We start from the raw sequence: 16,392 nt of genomic DNA, 5'->3' as shown, positions 1-16,392 counted from the left end.
GCTGCCCCGGTGACGGCTCCCGAGCAGGCGCTCCCCCCGCAGGTGCTTCCCGGACAGGTGCTTCCCGTGGACGTCGACGAGGTCCCGGCGGTCGAGCTCGGGCCCGGCGTCCGCGCCCGGACGCTCCCGGGCATGCCGGGCGTCCGGACGTGGGTGATCGACCTGGACCCGGGCGCGGAATGGCCGGGGCTCGACGTGCACGAGACCTACGGCGAGGCGTACTTCGTCGTGCGCGGCGAACTCATCGAGGGGGACCTGGTCCACGGGCCGGGCACCTATGTCGCGTTCGGTCCGGGGACGAGCCACCGGCCCCGCACCGAGACCGGTGTGCGCGCGTTCGGTTTCAACTACGACGCCTGAGGAGTCCCGGCGGGACGGGCGGCGGCCCGCGGGCTATCCGGCGGCGAGCGCGTCCCGCATGGCCCGCGCGGCGGGGGCCGGGTCGTAGCCGTCGGGGACGCCCTCGACCAGGACGATGTCGCCCTCGATGTGCCGCGAGCGCAGCGGCGCGATCGCCCGGTACGCGGGCGAGTCCCACCAGGCCCGCGCTTCGGCGGCCCCGGGGAAGCCGATCATCACGACGGCTCCGGGCCAGCCGCCCTCCAGCACCCGGTGGGCGGTCATGTGCACGAGGTAGCGGCCGCCGTACGGCGCGAACGTTCCGGGCAGGCGCTCGATGTAGTCGGCGACGTCCGGGTGCGGAGGGGCGTCCTGCAGGTGGGCGATGACGTAGGCGGTCACGGTTCCTCCTCGGATGGTGCGGGCGGATGGTGCGGGCGGCGGGGCGGGGCGGGCCGCGGCGCGGCCCGCCCCGGGGGCGGTCAGGCTCCGGCCGGGACCCGGTCGAGGAAGCCGAGCACCTGGCGGATCCGCCCGTCGGCGCCGAGCACCGCGACGTCGAAGCCGATGACGACGGGCTCGCCGCCCGCGGGGCCCAGGTGCCAGGTGAACCGGGCGATGTCGTGGTGGGCGTCCACCGCGCCGCCGAGGCTGAAGATCAGCCCGCCGAACTGCGCCTGGACGGCCGCGATGGTGGCGTCGAGCCCGTCCGGGCCCTCGACGGACGCCAGCGGGTCGGTGTAGACGGCGTCGTCGGCGAAGACCTCCGCCAGGATCGCGCGCCGCGCGGCGGCGTCGGTCTCGTTCCACGCGGCGAGGTAGCGCTCGACCAGCTCGGTGATGTCGCTCATGTGCTTCTCCCTGGGGCGTGCTCTCTCTTGGTGATGACCACGCTAGGGAGGCGGGGCGTGCGGGGAATCTGACGTGCTTAGGTACTTTCGCGCGGCGGGCGGGGCGCCTCTCATGGCGCGGTGAGCACCAGCGGCGAGTTGATGACCGTGCTTCCCGTCGCCCAGATCCGTCCGCTCGGCGCGACGGAGACGTCGTCCACCCACGTCTCGACCGGGGTGGTGAACGTCTGCCAGGTGCCGTCCGCGTAGCGCAGGAGCGGCGCGGGGCCGTAGATGCTCGCGCGAGAGAGGACCACGAGGGGGTTGCCGTCGCCGTCCAGCCGCACCTTCTCGCCGTAACCGTCGAAGGCGTCGGCGGCGGGGGCCGCGGTCCACGCCGCGCCGTCCCAGCGGTACAGGGCGTCCCAGGTGAGCGCCCACACCGTGCCGCCGGCGGCGGGCGCGACGCTCTCAACGCACCGGTCGGTGGGGAGCGGGGGCAGCGCGGTCCAGGCGGCGCCGTCCCAGCGCAGGACGACCGGTTCGGGCCGTCCGGCGGCGGCGTCGTAGCGGCAGCCGCCGCCCCACGCCTCGGTGGCGCCGCGGGCCTGGACGTCCGCCAGCCCGTCCTGCAGGGGGCGGGCGACGGGGTCGGCCGCCCAGGCGCCGCCGACGCGGCGGAACAGCGCGGGGACGAGCTGCCCGCCGTCCGGGCCGCCGGACACGTCGACCTGGATCCACACCCCGGCCGGTCCCGCCCACATGCGGGTGCCGTGGGCGTAGGCGACGCCGGGTGGCGGGGCGACCGGCCGGAACGCGGTGCCGTCGAACCGCGCGAGGTAGAGGTCCTCGTCGTCCTGGACGCCCCAGGCCCAGACCTCGCCGCCGTGCGCGACGACCTGCCAGACGGCGCCGCTCCCGGACCAGCCTTCGAGCGGGTACTCCTTCCACTGCGCGCCCGCGCGGCGGCGCACCACCGGATTGCCGGTGCCGTCGCCCGTCCGCCCCTGCCGGCCGGAGATCCACGCCTCGGTGTCGGAGACGGCGGCGACGCCGGTCACCCCCGCCCGGGGCCACAGGAACGGAAGCGGGACGTCGCGCAGCGCGGCCGGTGCGGGCTCCGCGTGGACGGCGGCGGCGGGGGTCAGGGCGACGACTGCGGCGGCGGCGACGGCGAGCCGGACGGGGAGTGCTCTCATGCGGCCATCATGCGGCGCCCGCCAAAAAGATGCCAGTGTTTACTGGGAAATTCCCCGCGCCGCCCGTCCGGGACCGGTCGGCGCGGCGGCCGCTACGCGCGCGGCTTCCGGTCCGCGGCGCGGGCCCGCTTCTCCTCGTCCTCCAGCAGGGGGCCGACGCGGAACGGGACCTGGTCGGTGAGGACGATCGAGGTGGTGCTGCGCCGGACGCCCGGGCAGGCGAGGATCGCGTCGATCACCTCGTGGAGCTGCTTGCCGTTCGGGGCGACCGCGCGCACCAGCAGGTCGCCCTGGCCGGTGATGCCGAGGACCTCCAGGACGCGCGGGATCGCCGCCAGCCCCGCCGCCGCCTCGCGCAGCCGCCCCTGCGCGACCTCCAGGGTGACGAACGCGGTCAGCTCGAAGCCGAGCGCGCCGAGGTCGACCTCCCGGCCGCGGTGCCCGATGACGCCCTCCCGTTCGAGGCGCTCGACGCGGGCGTGCGCGGTGTTGCGGGCGATGCCGAGCTTCGCGGCCAGCTCGGTGACCCCGATCCGCGGCTGCTCGACGAGCCGCCGCAGGATCTGCAGGTCGAGCAGGGTGGTACGGGTCACAGCGCTCAGCCTCCACGGTTCGTCCGGCCCATGTTTGAGCAATCTGCTCAACTATCGTCCGGCCATATTGCAATACGCTCACCGCAGAGCGCTAATGCAGGCATGAACACCATCGCTTCCCCGCTCCGCGACCGGCTGGAACTCGACCGGGGCCGGATCGCGATCGGCGGGGTCCACGCGCTCGTCCGGCTGCTGCTCGACCAGCGCCGCGCGGACGCCCGGCGCGGCTGGACGACCGCGGGGTTCGTCTCCGGGTACCGCGGCTCGCCGCTCGGCGGGCTCGACCAGCAGCTCGTGCGGGACGCGGCGCTGCTGGAGGCGGACGGCATCCGGTTCGTGCCCGGCGTGAACGAGGAGCTGGCGGCGACGGCCGTCTACGGCTCGCAGCTCGCCGAGCACCTGCCCGGCCCGCGCTACGAGGGCGTCTTCGGCCTCTGGTACGGCAAGGCGCCGGGCGTGGACCGGTCGCTGGACGCCTTCAAGCACGCGAACTGGCTCGGGACGTCCGCGCGCGGCGGGGTGCTCGCGGTGGTGGGCGACGACCCGTCGTGCAAGTCGTCCACGCTGCCGTCGGCGACGGAGGGCGCGCTCGCCGAGGCGTTCATGCCGGTGCTCGTCCCGGCGTCGGTCGGGGACGTGCTGCGGCTCGGCCGGCACGGGTTCGAGATGTCGCGGTTCAGCGGCGCCTGGACGGGGTTCAAGGTCGTCACGGACGTCGCCGACTCGCACGAGGTGGTGGACGTCGCGCCGCTGCCCGACCCGGTGCTGCCCGAGTTCGCGTGGCGGGGGCGCCCGTGGCGGCCGACGCGGCGGCCCGGCGTCGACCTGAAGGACACCGTCGCCCTGGAGCCGGAGGTGCTGGAGGGGCGGCTGCGGGCCGCGACCGCGTACGCCGCGGCGAACGGCCTCGACCGGATCGAGGGCGCGACCGGCGACGCGGCGATCGGGCTGGTGGCCGCCGGACGCACCTACCTGGAGCTGCGGGAGGCCCTCGACCGGCTCGGGCTGGACGACGCGGCGCTGGAGCGGCGCGGCGTCCGGCTGCTGCGGCTCGCCCTGGTCCACCCGCTGGACGCCGACCGGGTGCGGGAGTTCGCGCGGGGGCTCCGCGAGATCGTCGTGGTGGAGGAGAAGCGGGCGTTCATCGAGACGCAGATCCGGGACGTCCTGTACGACGCGGCGGACCGCCCCGCCGTGTACGGCAAGCGCGGGCCGTCCGCGTACGGCGAGTCGGCGCCGCGCGTCCCCGGGTCCGGGCCGGACGGGACGCTCGTCCCGGTCGACGGCGGGCTCGACGCGGACCGGATCGTCAAGGCGCTGGCCCGGTACCTCGCCGACCGGATCGGCGCGGAGCACGTCGACCTGCGCGACCCCGTGCTGCGGCCCGGCAAGCCCGCGATCACCCTGCTCGGGGCCGCGCGGACGCCGTACTTCTGCTCGGGCTGCCCGCACAACCGGTCGACGGTCGTCCCGGACGGGTCGATCGCCGCGAGCGGCATCGGCTGCCACGTGATGACGGTGTTCACCGACCGCAGCATCGGGACGACGCAGATGGGCGGCGAGGGCGCGATGTGGGTCGGCGCGGCGCCGTTCAGCGACACCGAGCACCTGTTCCAGAACCTCGGCGACGGGACGTTCTTCCACTCGGGCGGCCTCGCGATCCGGCAGGCGGTCGCGGCGGGCACGAACATCACCTACAAGATCCTCTACAACGCGGCCGTGGCGATGACCGGCGGGCAGGACGCCGACGGCGGCGCCGACCCGGCGGCGATCACCCGGATGCTGCACGCCGAGGGCGTCGCGAAGATCGTCGTGGTGGCGGACGACCCGTCCCGGTACCCGCGCGGGACGGACTGGGCGCCGGGCGTCCGCGTCCGGCACCGCGACGACCTGGACGCCGTCCAGCGCGAGCTGCGCGCGACGCCCGGCGTGACCGTGCTGCTGTACGACCAGGCGTGCGCGGCGGAGACGCGGCGCAAGCGCAAGCGGGGCCTCGTGCCCGACCCGCGGACCCGCGTGCTGATCAACGAGTCGGTCTGCGAGGGCTGCGGCGACTGCGGCGTGAAGTCGAACTGCCTGAGCGTCGCGCCCGTCGAGACCGAGTTCGGGCGCAAGACGCAGATCGACCAGACGTCCTGCAACAAGGACTACTCGTGCGTCGACGGGGACTGCCCGTCGTTCCTGGCGGTCGTCCCGGGCGAGGCGAAGGCCGCGCGGCCCCGGCTGCCGGAGATCGGGGCGCTCGCCGAGCCGGAGTCGCGCCCTGCGGCGGCGGACGTCCTGCTGGTCGGCATCGGCGGGACCGGCGTCGTGACCGTCAACCAGGTCCTCGCGACGGCCGCGCTGCTCGACGGGCGGCACGCCCGCGCGCTCGACCAGACCGGGCTCAGCCAGAAGGCCGGCGCGGTCGTGTCGCACCTGCGGATCGGGGACGGCGGGCGCGACCGCCCCGGCATGGTCGGCGCGGGCGGCGCGGACGCCTACCTGGTGTTCGACGCGCTGGCCGGGACGTCCGACGCGAACCTGCGCCGCTGCGCGCCGGACCGCACCGCCGCGGTCGTGTCGACCAGCGAGGTCCCGACCGGCCGGATGATCACCGACACGTCGGCGGCGCTGCCGCCGAGCGCCGCGCTCGTCCGGCGGATCGCGGACCGCACGGACGCCGGCCGCCTGGTCGCGTTCGACGCGCTCGCGCTCGCCGAGCGCTGGTTCGGCGCGACGACCACCGCGAACTTCGTCGTGGTCGGCGCCGCCTACCAGGCGGGACTGCTGCCGCTGTCGGCGGACGCGATCGAGCGGGCGCTCGCGCTCAACGGCGTCCAGGTGGACGCGAACGTGCAGGCGTTCCGCGCGGGGCGGCGGCTCGTCCTCGAACCGGGCTGGGCGGACGCGCCCGCGGCGCCGTCCCCCGCGCCGGTGCGGCGCCCGCTGGACCGCACCGCGCCCGCCGCCGAGCGCCTGGTCGACGCGTCCGGGGCGGACGGCGAGCTGGCCCGCGTCCTGCGGATCCGGGTGCCGGACCTCGCCGCCTACCAGGACCTCGCGCTCGCCGAGCGGTACCTGGCCGCCGTGCTGCGCGTCGCCGCCGCCGAGCGGGCCTCCGGCGCGGACGGGCAGCGGCTCGCGGTCGCCGTCGCGCGGAACCTGTACAAGCTGATGGCCTACAAGGACGAGTACGAGGTGGCGCGCCTGCACCTCGACCCGGAGCTGGCCCGGCAGGTCGAGGAGCGGTTCGGCGCGGGCGCCGAGGTCCGGTACATGCTGCACCCGCCGCTGCTGCGGGCGGTGGGGCTGGACCGGAAGATCGCGCTCGGCCGGTCGGCGCGCCCGGCGTTCCGCGCGCTGCGCGCGATGCGGCGGCTGCGCGGCACCCCGCTCGACCCGTTCGGCGCCGCCGCGCAGCGCCGCGCGGAGCGCCGCCTCGTCACCGGCTACGTGGCCGTCGTCAACGAGCTGGTCGCGGGCCTCCGCGACGGCGCGTCCCCGGAGCGGCGCGACCTCGCCGCCGAGATCGCGGAGCTGCCCGACATGGTCCGCGGCTACGAGGACGTCAAGACGGCGAACATCGCCCGCTACGAGGAGCGCCTCCGCGAGCTGCTGGCGGCGTGGCGCACGGAACGCTCCCCGGTCGCCCGCTGACCGGCGCGCCGACGCCCCCGCCGCGCGGCGGGGGCGTCGGTGTGCGCGGGCGCGGTCAGCGGCGGGTGGTGCGGCCGACCTCGCGGACCGCGTCCTTCGCCTTCTCGGCGACCTGCTTGGCGCCGCCCGCGGTGCGGTCCTTGCGGCCCTCCGCCTCCAAGTAGGGGTCGCGCGACCCGCGTCCCGCGTTCTCCTTCGCGCGGCCCTTGGCGCGCTGGGTCCGGTTCTTGAGCTTGTCGAGCATGCCCATGGGACTGTCCTCTCCGGGGGTCCGTCGTCGGCCGGTACGGGTGGACGGTCGGGGCCGTCCGCGGCCGGCCGTCAGCCGGTGCGGCGCCGCCCGCCGCGGCGGAACAGCTCCGCCTCGTGGTGGATCCTGGCTTCGGTCGCCATGAGCCGGGCCTCCGCGCGCTCGGTCCGCATCCGCGCGTCCATCTCCCGGAAGGTCGGCACCCTGCGCTCCGCGCGGGGCCCCGCCCCGGACCGTTTCGCCATCCTTCGCCGCAGGCCGTCCAGCAGTGCCACGTTCGTCTCCCTCCACGCCGTACGGGCGACAATGTCCCCGATACCGGGCGTTCCATGCGTGGCGGTGCTCACGTCCCGCCGCCGGGGCCGAGGCGGTCGGGCCGGTGCGGCGGCTGCGCCCGGCGTGCGCCTGGTGGGCCTCCGGCTTTGACACTCGTCTCGGCGGACCGCTATCAATTAGCTAACCGTTAGGCATAGGAGATCGAACGCCGTGGGCCGCTTCCTGCTCGTCTTCCGCCTCGTCCTGGCCGACGTGCGCCGGCACCCCGCCCAGGCCGCCGTCCTGGTCGTCTCGATCACCGCCGCCACCGCGATGCTGAGCCTCGGCATGTCGATGCAGGGCGCGACCGAGCGGCTCTACGAGCACACCCGGGCCGCCACGGCCGGACCGGACGTCGCCGCGTACTCGCCCGGCACCGACCCGGAGACCGTCCGGGCGCTGGAGTCCCTGGCGGACGCGCCCGGGGTCGTCGCGCACAGCGGCCCGCACCGCCAGTACCACACGTCGCTCACGGCGGGCGGCGCCACGGGCGCGGCGGTGGTGCAGGCCGTCGCGGGGGCGCCGGGCCCGGTCGACCGCCCGCTGGTGACCTCGGGCGGCTGGGTACGGCCCGGCGGGGCCGTGCTCGAACGCGGTTTCGCCGCCGCGCTGGACGTCCGCGTCGGCGACGACGTCACGGTCGCCGGGCGCACGCTGCCCGTCGTCGGCATCGCGGTGACCGCGGCCCGCTCGGTCTACCCGTGGGCACCGGGGATCGGCCCGAACGGCGGCCCGAGCGACGGCGGCGGCCTGGTCTGGCTGGCCGAACCGGACACCCGCGCGCTGGCGTCGTCCGGCGACGTCCCGGTCACCTCCTTCACCTACCTGAAGCTGAAGGATCCCGGCGCGGCCGCGGAGCTGACCCGGGACGACCCCGCGCTCGCCCCGGCGTTCGCGGACACCTGGGTGAACTTCACGCCCTGGCAGATGATCGCCGAGCAGGACGAGGTCATCCTGCGGGGCAGCAAGCCGATCCTGGCCGTCGGGAGCTGGCTGCTCGCCTTCCTCGCCGTCGGCGGCGTCGCCACGCTCGCCGCGGGACGCGCCGTGCGGCAGACCCGCCGGGTCGGGCTGCTCAAGGCGGTCGGCGGCACGCCCGGCCTCGTCGCCGCCGTCCTGTTCGCCGAGTACCTCGCCCTGGCGCTCGTCGCGAACGTCCTCGGCCTGCTCGCCGCGCGGCTGGCCGGGCGCGCCGTGGTGAACCCCAGCGGCAGCCTGATCACCACCGCCGTCGGGCCGTCCGCGGACACCGCGGCGGTCACGACCGTCCTCGCCCTGGCGGTGGCCGTGCTGACCACGCTCGGCCCGACCGTGCGGGCGCTGCGCGCCGGCACCGCCGCCGCCCTCGCCGACGGCCCCCGGCCGCCCGCGCACCGGGCCCGCCTGACGCGGGTGTCGGCGCTGCTGCCGACCCCGCTGCTGCTCGGGCTGCGGCTGGTCGCCCGCCGCCCCGGCCGCGCCTTCCTGCACGCCTGCAACACCGCCTGCACGATGACCACGGTCATCGGCCTGCTGGTGATCTACGCCCAGCCGACGAAGGGCTACCCGGGCTCGGCGATGGCGACCGCGCTGCGGGACGCCCAGGAGCGCCACGTCATCCTGGCCGTCACCCTCGCGCTGATCGTCCTCGCCGCCGTCAACACCGTCGCGGTCACCTGGACGACGGCGCAGGACGCCCGGCCGACGATGGCCGTCGCGCGCGCCTTCGGCGCCACCCCCGCGCAGGTCACCGCCGGGCTGTCCGCCGCGCAACTGCTGCCGACGCTGCCCGGCGCCCTCGCGGGCATCCCCCTGGGCCTCGCCCTGTGCCTGCCGTTCAGCGCGGGGAACACGGTGTGGCCGCCCGCGTGGCTGCTGCTCGCCGCCGCGCTCGCCGCCCTGCCCGTGACGGCGGCGCTCACCGCCGTCCCCGCCCGCCTCGCGGCCCGCCGGTCCGTCGCCCGGACCCTCGCCCCGGAAGCGGGCTGAACGCGGCGATCCCTCGCGCTTTCGTGGGTAAAAGGGCCGGTAGCCCGGCCCGAACGCGGGGCGGACCAGAGCCTTGTAAAGGTCATACCTTTGCGGCATCGTGAGCGTACGCACCCGATGACCGACGGGCCGGACGGACGGAGGCGCCGTGGAAGCGATCGAGCCGCAGTACGGCACCGTCACGCTGCTGCTGATCGCGGCGGGCGCCGTGGCGGTGCTGCTCTTCCTGATCATGAAGGTGAAGCTGCACGCCTTCGTGGCCCTGGTGCTGGTGAGCGTGCTGACGGCCGTCGCCGTCGGATTCGAGCCCGGCGACATCCCGGACGTGCTGATGTTCGGGTTCGCCGACACGATCGGCGGCGTCGCCCTGCTGGTGGCGTTCGGCGTCATGCTCGGCCGGCTGCTGGAGGTCACCGGCGGCGCGCAGACGCTCGCCGACACGCTCATCGGCCGGTTCGGCGAGAAGCGCGCCCCGCTCGCGCTGGGCGTCGCGTCGCTGCTGTTCGGGTTCCCGATCTTCTTCGACGCCGGGCTCGTCGTCTTCGTCCCGATCATCCTCACCGTGGCGCGGCGCTTCGGCGGGTCCGTGCTGTACTACGCGCTGCCCGCGGCGGGCGCGTTCGCCGCGATGCACGCGGTCGTCCCGCCCCATCCGGGTCCCGTCGCGGCGGCGAACCTGATCGGCGCCAACGTCGGGCTCACGCTGCTCATCGGCATCCCCATCGCGGTGACCGCGTGGTACGTCGGCGTGATGCTGGTGTCCCGCTTCCTCGGCGCCAGGGTGCACGTACCGTTGCCGGACGTCATCTTCGGCGAGGTGCGGGACGGCGACAAGGCCGAGGGGGCCGGGTGGCGGGCGCCGTCCTTCGGCACGGTCCTCGCCCTGCTGCTCATCCCGCTGGTGCTGATCTCCTTCAACACGGTGCTCACGACGCTGGTCGACACCGACGTCCTCGACGGGGACCAGGCGTGGGTCGGCTATCTCAGCCTGCTCGGCATCACCCCGGTGGCCCTGCTGACCACGGTGCTCGCCGCGATCCTGCTGCTCGGCCGCCCCAACGCGTCGATGGCCACCGTCAGCGGGATCGTCGACCAGGCGCTCGGGCCGGTGTGCGCCATCATCCTGATCACCGGCGCGGGCGGCATGTTCGGCGGGGTGCTGGAGCTCAGCGGCATCGGCGACGCGCTGAGCGAGAGCCTGTCCGACCTCGGCATCTCGCTGATCCTGCAGGCGTTCGTCATCGCGGCGCTGCTGCGCGTCGCGCAGGGCTCGGCGACCGTCGCGCTGACCACGACCGGCGGGCTGATCGCGGGCGCGGTCGCCGACGCCGATCTCGGCGACGTCAAGCTGGTCCTGCTCGTGGCCGCCATCGCGGCGGGCGCCACCGTCCTGTCGCACGTGAACGACTCGGGCTTCTGGCTGGTCAGCCGCCTGTTCGGGATGGACGAGAAGACCACGCTCAAGACCTGGACCGTCCTGGAGACGACGCTCGGCCTGTCGGTGTTCGCGATCGCCTCGGTCCTCTGGCTGGTCGTCTAGGGTCGGCGGGGCCGGCGCCGGTCAGGACGGCGCCCGGTCAGGAGCGGGCGCCGTTCCCGCCCAGCCGGCCCATCTCGTCGGCGACCTCGACGCAGATCGCCGTCATCGCGGCCCGCGCGACCTCGGACTCGCGGCCCGCGACGGCCTCGGCCACCACCAGGTGGAGGCGGAGCGCCTCCGGCTTGGGCCGCGGCGGCATCAGCCGGTGCAGCGTGCGGCCGCGCAGCACTTCCTCCACGACGTGCGCGAGACCGGCGAACATCACGTTCCCCGACGCCTCCAGCAGCAGCCGGTGGTAGGCGATGTCGTGCTCGAGGAACGCGGCCAGGTCGCCGGCCGCGCCCGCCGTCTCCAGCGCCGCCCCCAGCTCGGTGATCCGGCCGCGCTGCCGGACGTCCGCGTGCCGGGCGGCCAGCGCGGCGGCGGGCGGCTCGATCGCGGTGCGCAGCTCCGAGAGCTGGTGCAGGTGGACGTCCCGGTCCGGCCCGCCGAGCCGCCACCTGATCACGGCGCGGTCGTAGGAGTCCCACTCGTCCGCCGGCAGTACCGTGACGCCGGTCCGGCGGCGGCTGGCTACGAGCCGCATCGACGCGAGCACCTGCACGGCCTCCCGGGCGACCGTCCGGGAGACGCCGAACTCCTGCTGCACCCACTCCAGGTTGACCTTCGCCCCCGGCTCCAGCGCCCCCGAGACGATCAGCGGTCCGAGCTTGGCGAGGACCTCCTCGTGCAGGGTCGGCATGCCCGCCAGCGTACCCGCGGGCGGTCCGGCGGCCCGGCGCCCGGGCGCCCGTCCGGAGACGCCGAAGGCGCCCGGCGGGGATGCCGGGCGCCTTCGGGACGCGCGTTGGATCGGGCGCGCGTTGGATCGGGCGCGTGTTGGATCAGGCGCGTAAGGGGATCAGGCGTAGTCGGGGTAGCCGTAGCCGACGACCTGGCCCTTGTCGCGGGTCTTCTCCTGGACGGAGTTGTCGACGTTGCCCTCGATGGTGTCGATGGTGCCGTCGCCGTTGTCCTTCTCGACGATGCCGACGTGGTCGATGGCGCCGATGGAGCCGCCCGAACCCGCGCCCCAGTCGTAGAAGACGACCGCGCCGGGCTTGGCCTCCTGGCCCCAGCGGTCCTGGTCCTTGAACCAGCTCGCGTGCTGGACGGTGTAGGCGTCCCAGCCCATGTTCTTGACGCCGGTCTGCGAGCCGAGCCAGGACACGAACATGTCGCACCACTGGGCGCCCTTGTAGGCGTCGACCGAGAAGCCGCCGTCGCGGGCCGCGGTCGCCTCGGCGTGCGGCGTCGAGACGTACCAGTCGTGGAACTTGGTCATGTCGCCGGGCCCCTCCTCCTCGATGCCGACCTGCTCCTGGGCCAGGTCGATCACCTCGGACGCCGCGACGGCGCGCGGCGGGACCTTCCAGCCCTCGGCCTTCGCCTCGGCCGCGGTCATCGCGCCCGACGCCTCCGTCTTCCCGGAGTTCTGCGCCGCCGCGACGGCACCGCCGCCGGCCGCGCCGTGCGCCTCGGTGGCCGCGTCGGCCCCGCCGAGGGGGTGGAGGGCCGTCAGCCCGACGGTCCCGGCCAGCACCGCGCCGACGGCGACGCCGACGGCCCGCTCCTCCGGGCTCAGCCGCTTCACGGCGGCCTGCGGGTTGAAGCGCTTCACGGACTCGCTAAGTCGATCGAAACGACCGGTCATGCAGGGAATCTCCTTGTCTCCCATGGCGCCTACCGGGTTAGCTGACGGATTCGGGCATGGAAGAGCCCTACGGCGCGCTCGGGACGCGCCGATTCACCCCTGGTACTCGGGTCCCCGGCTCCGCTCGGCCCTCAGGGCCTCGTGCGGACTCGGCCTGCGCGCCGCGATGCGGCGCTGGATTGTCGGATTTCGCTGAGCGACTGCTCTCGGGCTCCGGTGAGCGACCGCTCCCGGAGGGCGCGCGTTCCTGGCGCGCGTCGCGTGCGTGATCCGCTCCGCGACGACGGCCGCATCCCTGGCACGGCCGACCGCGGCACTCGAAGTGCCGCGTGGTTCAGGTCGAAGGTACCAACCATCCCCGGGAAAGCAAACCAAATCAAAAGCGATCTTTTCCCTGGTCAAGTGCCTTCCAAGGACTTACCAACACCCACCCGCGGGATGTTCTTCCCGATCTTTGCCCGTCAGTCCGCAAGGGCGGCGCGCTCGCGGGCGGCGCGGATCGCGGCGGACAGGCTCGCGATGTCGTAGGCGCCGTGGTGCCGCCGCCCGTTGACGAAGAAGGTGGGCGTGCCCGCGACGGTGCTGAGGTCGGCCGACTCGATGTCCGCGGCGACGTGCGCGGCCCCGGCGCGGGCGTCCATGTCCCGGGCGAAACGCGCGAGGTCCAGGCCGACGCGGGTCGCGTGCCCGCGCAGGTCGTCGGCTTGCAGGTCGCCCTGGTCGGCGAGCAGCGCGTCGTGCATCTCCCAGAAGCGGCCCTGGCGCGCGGCGGCCTCCGCGGCCTCGGCGGCGAGCTGGGCGTGGAGGTGGACGTCGGTCAGCGGCAGGTGCCGCCAGACGTACCGGACCTCGTCCCCGAAGTCCGCGAGGAGCCCGCGGACGACCGGTTCGGCGCGGCCGCAGTACGGGCACTCGTAGTCGCCGTACTCGACGATCGTCACCGGGGCGTGCCGCGGCCCGCGCACGTGGTCGCGGTCGGGGTCGACGGGCACGGCCAGGTCGACGATCGCCTCCGCCCGCCCCAGCAGCGCCCGGAGCCGCAGCCCGGGCGGCAGGGCGGCGAGGACGGCGGTGACGAGCCGGGACGTCAGGAACGCGGCCGCGAGGGTGCTCAGGACGCCGATCTTCGCGTCGTCCAGCACCTCGCCCTCGAAGGCGTGCGTCGCGATGAGGAGGGAGACCGTGAACCCTGCCGCGGACAGCGTGCCGCCGGCGGTCAGCGCCCCCCAGCCGACCGGGATCCGGACCCGCCCGCGGGACGCGGCGGTGGTCAGCGCGGCCGCGGCGACGACGCCGAGCGGCTTGCCGACGGCGTACCCGATGAGGACGCCGAGGGTCACCGGCGACGTGAAGGCCCGCGCGAGCTCGCCGCCGCCGACGTGGATCCCGGCGTTGGCCAGCGCGAACACCGGGACGATCACGTAGCTCGTCCACGGGTGGTACAGGCGCTGGAGGCGGTCGTTCGGGGAGATCGCCGACGCGATGCGGGCGCGCACGTCCCGTTCGAGTTCGGGGGTGGGCTGCTCGCGGAACAGCCGGAACAGCCCGCTGGCCCGCTCCAGGTCGGCGCGCTGCGCCGGGTAGGCGTAGGTGAGCAGCCCCATGACCAGCCCGGTCACGATCGGGTCGATGCCCGACTCGAGGAGCGCCGCCCACATGACCACGCCCAGCGGCGCGTAGACCGTGCCCCGCCGCACGCCGAGGCGCCGCACGCCCAGGATGACGGCGAACGTGACGGCGGCGGCGGCGAGCGCGGGCACGGAGAGGCGGTCGCCGTAGGCGACGGCGATGACGCCGAGGGCCAGGAAGTCGTCGACGACGCTCATCGTGAGGATGAACACCCGCAGGCCCGGCGGCAGGCGGCGGCCGACGACGGCCAGCAGGCCGAGGGCGAACGCGGTGTCGGTGGACATCGCCACGCCCCACCCGCCCTCCGTGCCGTGCCCCGCGTTGATCGCGAGGTAGAGGGCGATCGGCACGGCCATGCTGGTGAGCCCGGCGGCGAGCGGCAGGGTCAGCCTTCTGCGCTCGCGCAGCTCCCCCAGGTCGAACTCGCGGCGGGCCTCCAGCCCGACCACGAAGAAGAACAGGGTCATGAGCCCGCTGTTGACCCATTCGGTCAGGTCGAGCGAGATCCCGTACGCGCCGAGCCGGACGGACAGGTGCGTCCCCCAGAACGCCTCGTACGCCGCGGGCGCCGCGTTGGCCCACACGAGCGCGGCGGCGGCCGCCGCGACCAGGACGGCCGCGCTCCCGGTCTCCGTGCGCAGGAAGTCGCGCAGCGGGGTGCGGGCGGCGCCGCCGCACTGCGTCCGCCCCGTGTAGTCGCCGGATCCGCGCGCCATGGCCGGACGCTCAACCGCCGCTCGGCGCACGGTCCGCCATGAGCATGTCCCCCTTCCGGGCGCCGCCGCGCCCGTCCGTCCGCCGCCGGGTCCCCGCGGCGATCACCGCGTGGACCCCTTCCCGCATCCCCGCCGAACATGACCCGCCGAACATGACCCGCCGGATGTTGACACCGTTGGCGAATGACATTAGCTTTTAGCTAACGCTCTTAGCCAAGGAGGCGCCATGACCGAGTACCTCGCCGTCGGCGGCGGCACGATCGCCTACGACGTGACGGGTTCCGGCCCGCTGATCGTCCTCGCCCACGGCATGGGCGACAGCCGCGCCGCGTACCGCGCGATGATCCCGGCCCTGGTGGCGGCCGGCCACCGGGTCGCCGCGGTCGACCTGCGCGGCTGCGGCGAGTCCAGCGTCGACTGGTCCGACTGGAGCCGCACCGCCATCGCCGGCGACCTGCTCGCCCTGATCCGCCACCTGGGCGGCCCGGCCGTCCTCGTCGGCCACTCGGTCTCCGGCGGCGCCGCCACCATCGCCGCCGCGCTGGAGCCCGAGCTGATGACCGCCGTCGTCGAGCTGGCGCCGTTCACCCGCAAGCAGTCCGTCCGGCCCGGCGACCTGCGGGTCAAGCGGTTCCGGCGCGGCATGCTGCGGCTGCTCGGCGCCGGCGCCCTCGGCAGCCTGCCGCTGTGGCGCTCCTACCTCGACGTCGCCTACCCGGGCACCAAGCCGGACGACTGGGACGAGCGGATCCGCCGCATCGACGCCCTGATGCGCGAGCCGGGCCGGATGAAGGCCATGCAGCGCATGGGACGCAGCGCCCCGACCGACGCGGGCGAGCACCTCGGCGGCGTCCGCGGCCCGGTCCTCGTGGTGATGGGCACCCTCGACCCCGACTGGGCGGACCCGCGCGCCGAAGGAGAGGCGATCGTGGCGGCCCTCCCGTCCGGCCTCGGCCGGCTCGAGATGATCGAGGGCGCCGGGCACTACCCCCACGACCAGTTCCCCGACCAGACGGCCGCGCTGGTGCTCGACTTCCTCCGCGAGGCGGACGCCCGTGCCTAGGGCCGGGCTGGACGCGGCGGCCGTCGTCGCGGCGGGCGCGGCCCTCGCCGACGAGGTCGGCTTCGGCGGCCTGACGATGAGCCTGGTCGCCGCGCGGGTCGGCGTGCGGACGCCGTCCCTGTACAAGCACGTGGACGGCCAGGAGGACCTCAACCGGCGCATCGCGGCGCTGGCGCTGACCGAGGCGGCCGACGCCGTCGGCGACGCGGTCCGGGGCTACGCGGGCCGCGACGCCCTCGCCGCCGCCGCGCGCGCGTTCCGCGCGTTCGTCGTCGAGCACCCCGGCCGGTACGCGGCGACGATCGGCGTGGAGCCGTCCGGCCCGGACGACCCGCTGGCCGCCGCGGGCGCGAAGCTGCTCGGCGCGTTCATGGCGGTCCTGCGCGGCTACGAGGTCCGGGAGGCCGACGTGGACCACGCCCTGCGGCTGCTCCGCAGCCTCTTCCACGGCTTCGCCACGCTCCAGTCGGGAGGCGGCTTCCAGTGGAGCGCCGACGTCGACGAGAGCTTCGAATGGCTGATCGACTTCGCCGACCGCGGCCTGCGCGACCTCTGACAGCGTCCGCGCCGCGGCGTCGATCCCCGCCCTGACAGGGGTTTCCGCTGTCAGACGGCGCG

15 protein-coding genes and 1 riboswitch are annotated in these 16,392 nt (G+C 75.1%); of the genes, 6 read left to right on the top strand and 9 right to left on the bottom strand.

What is annotated here, in order from left to right:
• Positions 1 to 9 precede the first annotated feature (9 nt).
• Entirely contained in the window at positions 10 to 360 is a 351-nt protein-coding gene (locus tag H505_RS0122400; RefSeq protein WP_233617572.1) for a cupin domain-containing protein, read from the top strand.
• Between the two features lie 33 nt (positions 361 to 393).
• On the opposite strand, the gene H505_RS0122395 is transcribed toward H505_RS0122400, so the two are convergent.
• From H505_RS0122395 to H505_RS0122380, 4 genes are all read right to left on the bottom strand, one after another.
• Positions 394 to 741, bottom strand: coding sequence for a DUF1330 domain-containing protein (locus H505_RS0122395; RefSeq protein WP_026403769.1), 348 nt, complete (start codon positions 739 to 741; stop codon positions 394 to 396).
• Positions 742 to 821: 80 nt separating this feature from the next.
• Entirely contained in the window at positions 822 to 1,190 is a 369-nt protein-coding gene (locus H505_RS0122390; RefSeq protein WP_026403768.1) for a nuclear transport factor 2 family protein, read from the bottom strand.
• Between the two features lie 110 nt (positions 1,191 to 1,300).
• Positions 1,301 to 2,368: a hypothetical protein gene (locus tag H505_RS0122385; RefSeq protein WP_026403767.1), complete on the bottom strand. Its 1,068-nt coding sequence runs from the start codon at positions 2,366 to 2,368 to the stop codon at positions 1,301 to 1,303.
• A gap of 92 nt (positions 2,369 to 2,460) precedes the next feature.
• Positions 2,461 to 2,961 (bottom strand): Lrp/AsnC family transcriptional regulator, encoded by a 501-nt coding sequence (locus H505_RS0122380; protein ID WP_034519246.1) that lies wholly within the window; start codon positions 2,959 to 2,961, stop codon positions 2,461 to 2,463.
• Between the two features lie 30 nt (positions 2,962 to 2,991).
• Here H505_RS0122380 and H505_RS0122375 point away from each other — a divergent pair, with 30 nt between their 5' ends.
• Positions 2,992 to 6,600: an indolepyruvate ferredoxin oxidoreductase family protein gene (locus H505_RS0122375; protein ID WP_281173479.1), complete on the top strand. Its 3,609-nt coding sequence runs from the start codon at positions 2,992 to 2,994 to the stop codon at positions 6,598 to 6,600.
• A 55-nt stretch (positions 6,601 to 6,655) separates the two neighbouring features.
• Here the strand turns inward: H505_RS0122375 and H505_RS0122370 are convergent, their stop codons facing one another.
• Positions 6,656 to 6,850 (bottom strand): CsbD family protein, encoded by a 195-nt coding sequence (locus H505_RS0122370; RefSeq protein WP_026403764.1) that lies wholly within the window; start codon positions 6,848 to 6,850, stop codon positions 6,656 to 6,658.
• A 71-nt stretch (positions 6,851 to 6,921) separates the two neighbouring features.
• Positions 6,922 to 7,125, bottom strand: coding sequence for a hypothetical protein (locus H505_RS50000; protein WP_157433087.1), 204 nt, complete (start codon positions 7,123 to 7,125; stop codon positions 6,922 to 6,924).
• A gap of 211 nt (positions 7,126 to 7,336) precedes the next feature.
• Here H505_RS50000 and H505_RS0122360 point away from each other — a divergent pair, with 211 nt between their 5' ends.
• Both H505_RS0122360 and H505_RS0122355 read left to right on the top strand, forming a co-directional pair.
• A complete protein-coding gene (locus tag H505_RS0122360; RefSeq protein ID WP_026403763.1) occupies positions 7,337 to 9,133 on the top strand; it encodes an ABC transporter permease in 1,797 nt (598 codons plus the stop codon).
• A gap of 148 nt (positions 9,134 to 9,281) precedes the next feature.
• Positions 9,282 to 10,673: a GntP family permease gene (locus H505_RS0122355; protein WP_026403762.1), complete on the top strand. Its 1,392-nt coding sequence runs from the start codon at positions 9,282 to 9,284 to the stop codon at positions 10,671 to 10,673.
• Between the two features lie 37 nt (positions 10,674 to 10,710).
• On the opposite strand, the gene H505_RS43680 is transcribed toward H505_RS0122355, so the two are convergent.
• From H505_RS43680 to H505_RS0122340, 3 genes are all read right to left on the bottom strand, one after another.
• Positions 10,711 to 11,415, bottom strand: a complete 705-nt coding sequence (locus H505_RS43680) for a FadR/GntR family transcriptional regulator (RefSeq protein ID WP_034519243.1) — start codon at positions 11,413 to 11,415, stop codon at positions 10,711 to 10,713.
• A gap of 159 nt (positions 11,416 to 11,574) precedes the next feature.
• Positions 11,575 to 12,366: a CHAP domain-containing protein gene (locus H505_RS0122345; protein ID WP_084550645.1), complete on the bottom strand. Its 792-nt coding sequence runs from the start codon at positions 12,364 to 12,366 to the stop codon at positions 11,575 to 11,577.
• A gap of 12 nt (positions 12,367 to 12,378) precedes the next feature.
• A riboswitch (cyclic di-AMP (ydaO/yuaA leader) is annotated at positions 12,379 to 12,506 on the bottom strand.
• A gap of 321 nt (positions 12,507 to 12,827) precedes the next feature.
• Positions 12,828 to 14,711, bottom strand: coding sequence for a Na+/H+ antiporter NhaA (locus H505_RS0122340; RefSeq protein WP_026403760.1), 1,884 nt, complete (start codon positions 14,709 to 14,711; stop codon positions 12,828 to 12,830).
• Positions 14,712 to 14,937: 226 nt separating this feature from the next.
• Between H505_RS0122340 and H505_RS0122330 the strand changes: the two genes are divergently transcribed.
• Positions 14,938 to 15,774, top strand: a complete 837-nt coding sequence (locus H505_RS0122330; RefSeq protein WP_026403759.1) for an alpha/beta fold hydrolase — start codon at positions 14,938 to 14,940, stop codon at positions 15,772 to 15,774.
• Complete coding sequence (locus H505_RS0122325) at positions 15,767 to 16,330, top strand: TetR/AcrR family transcriptional regulator (protein WP_026403758.1); 564 nt, start codon at positions 15,767 to 15,769, stop codon at positions 16,328 to 16,330. The genes H505_RS0122330 and H505_RS0122325 overlap by 8 nt, the downstream gene beginning before the upstream one ends.
• The last annotated feature ends 62 nt before the right edge of the window (positions 16,331 to 16,392 follow it).

It is taken from the genome of Actinomadura rifamycini DSM 43936, from assembly GCF_000425065.1.
Lineage (GTDB): Bacteria > Actinomycetota > Actinomycetes > Streptosporangiales > Streptosporangiaceae > Spirillospora > Spirillospora rifamycini.
This window is presented reverse-complemented; position numbering and strand designations above follow the sequence as displayed.

What these genes read in the sequence shown, in the direction of transcription:
- H505_RS0122340 (WP_026403760.1), bottom strand. Translation starts at nt 14,711, where the DNA reads ATGGCGCGCGGATCCGGCGACTACACGGGGCGGACGCAGTGCGGCGGC.
- H505_RS0122345 (WP_084550645.1), bottom strand. Translation starts at nt 12,366, where the DNA reads ATGACCGGTCGTTTCGATCGACTTAGCGAGTCCGTGAAGCGCTTCAAC.
- H505_RS0122375 (WP_281173479.1), top strand. Translation starts at nt 2,992, where the DNA reads ATGTTTGAGCAATCTGCTCAACTATCGTCCGGCCATATTGCAATACGC.
- H505_RS43680 (WP_034519243.1), bottom strand. Translation starts at nt 11,415, where the DNA reads ATGCCGACCCTGCACGAGGAGGTCCTCGCCAAGCTCGGACCGCTGATC.
- H505_RS0122370 (WP_026403764.1), bottom strand. Translation starts at nt 6,850, where the DNA reads ATGGGCATGCTCGACAAGCTCAAGAACCGGACCCAGCGCGCCAAGGGC.
- H505_RS0122385 (WP_026403767.1), bottom strand. Translation starts at nt 2,368, where the DNA reads ATGAGAGCACTCCCCGTCCGGCTCGCCGTCGCCGCCGCCGCAGTCGTC.
- H505_RS0122390 (WP_026403768.1), bottom strand. Translation starts at nt 1,190, where the DNA reads ATGAGCGACATCACCGAGCTGGTCGAGCGCTACCTCGCCGCGTGGAAC.
- H505_RS0122330 (WP_026403759.1), top strand. Translation starts at nt 14,938, where the DNA reads ATGACCGAGTACCTCGCCGTCGGCGGCGGCACGATCGCCTACGACGTG.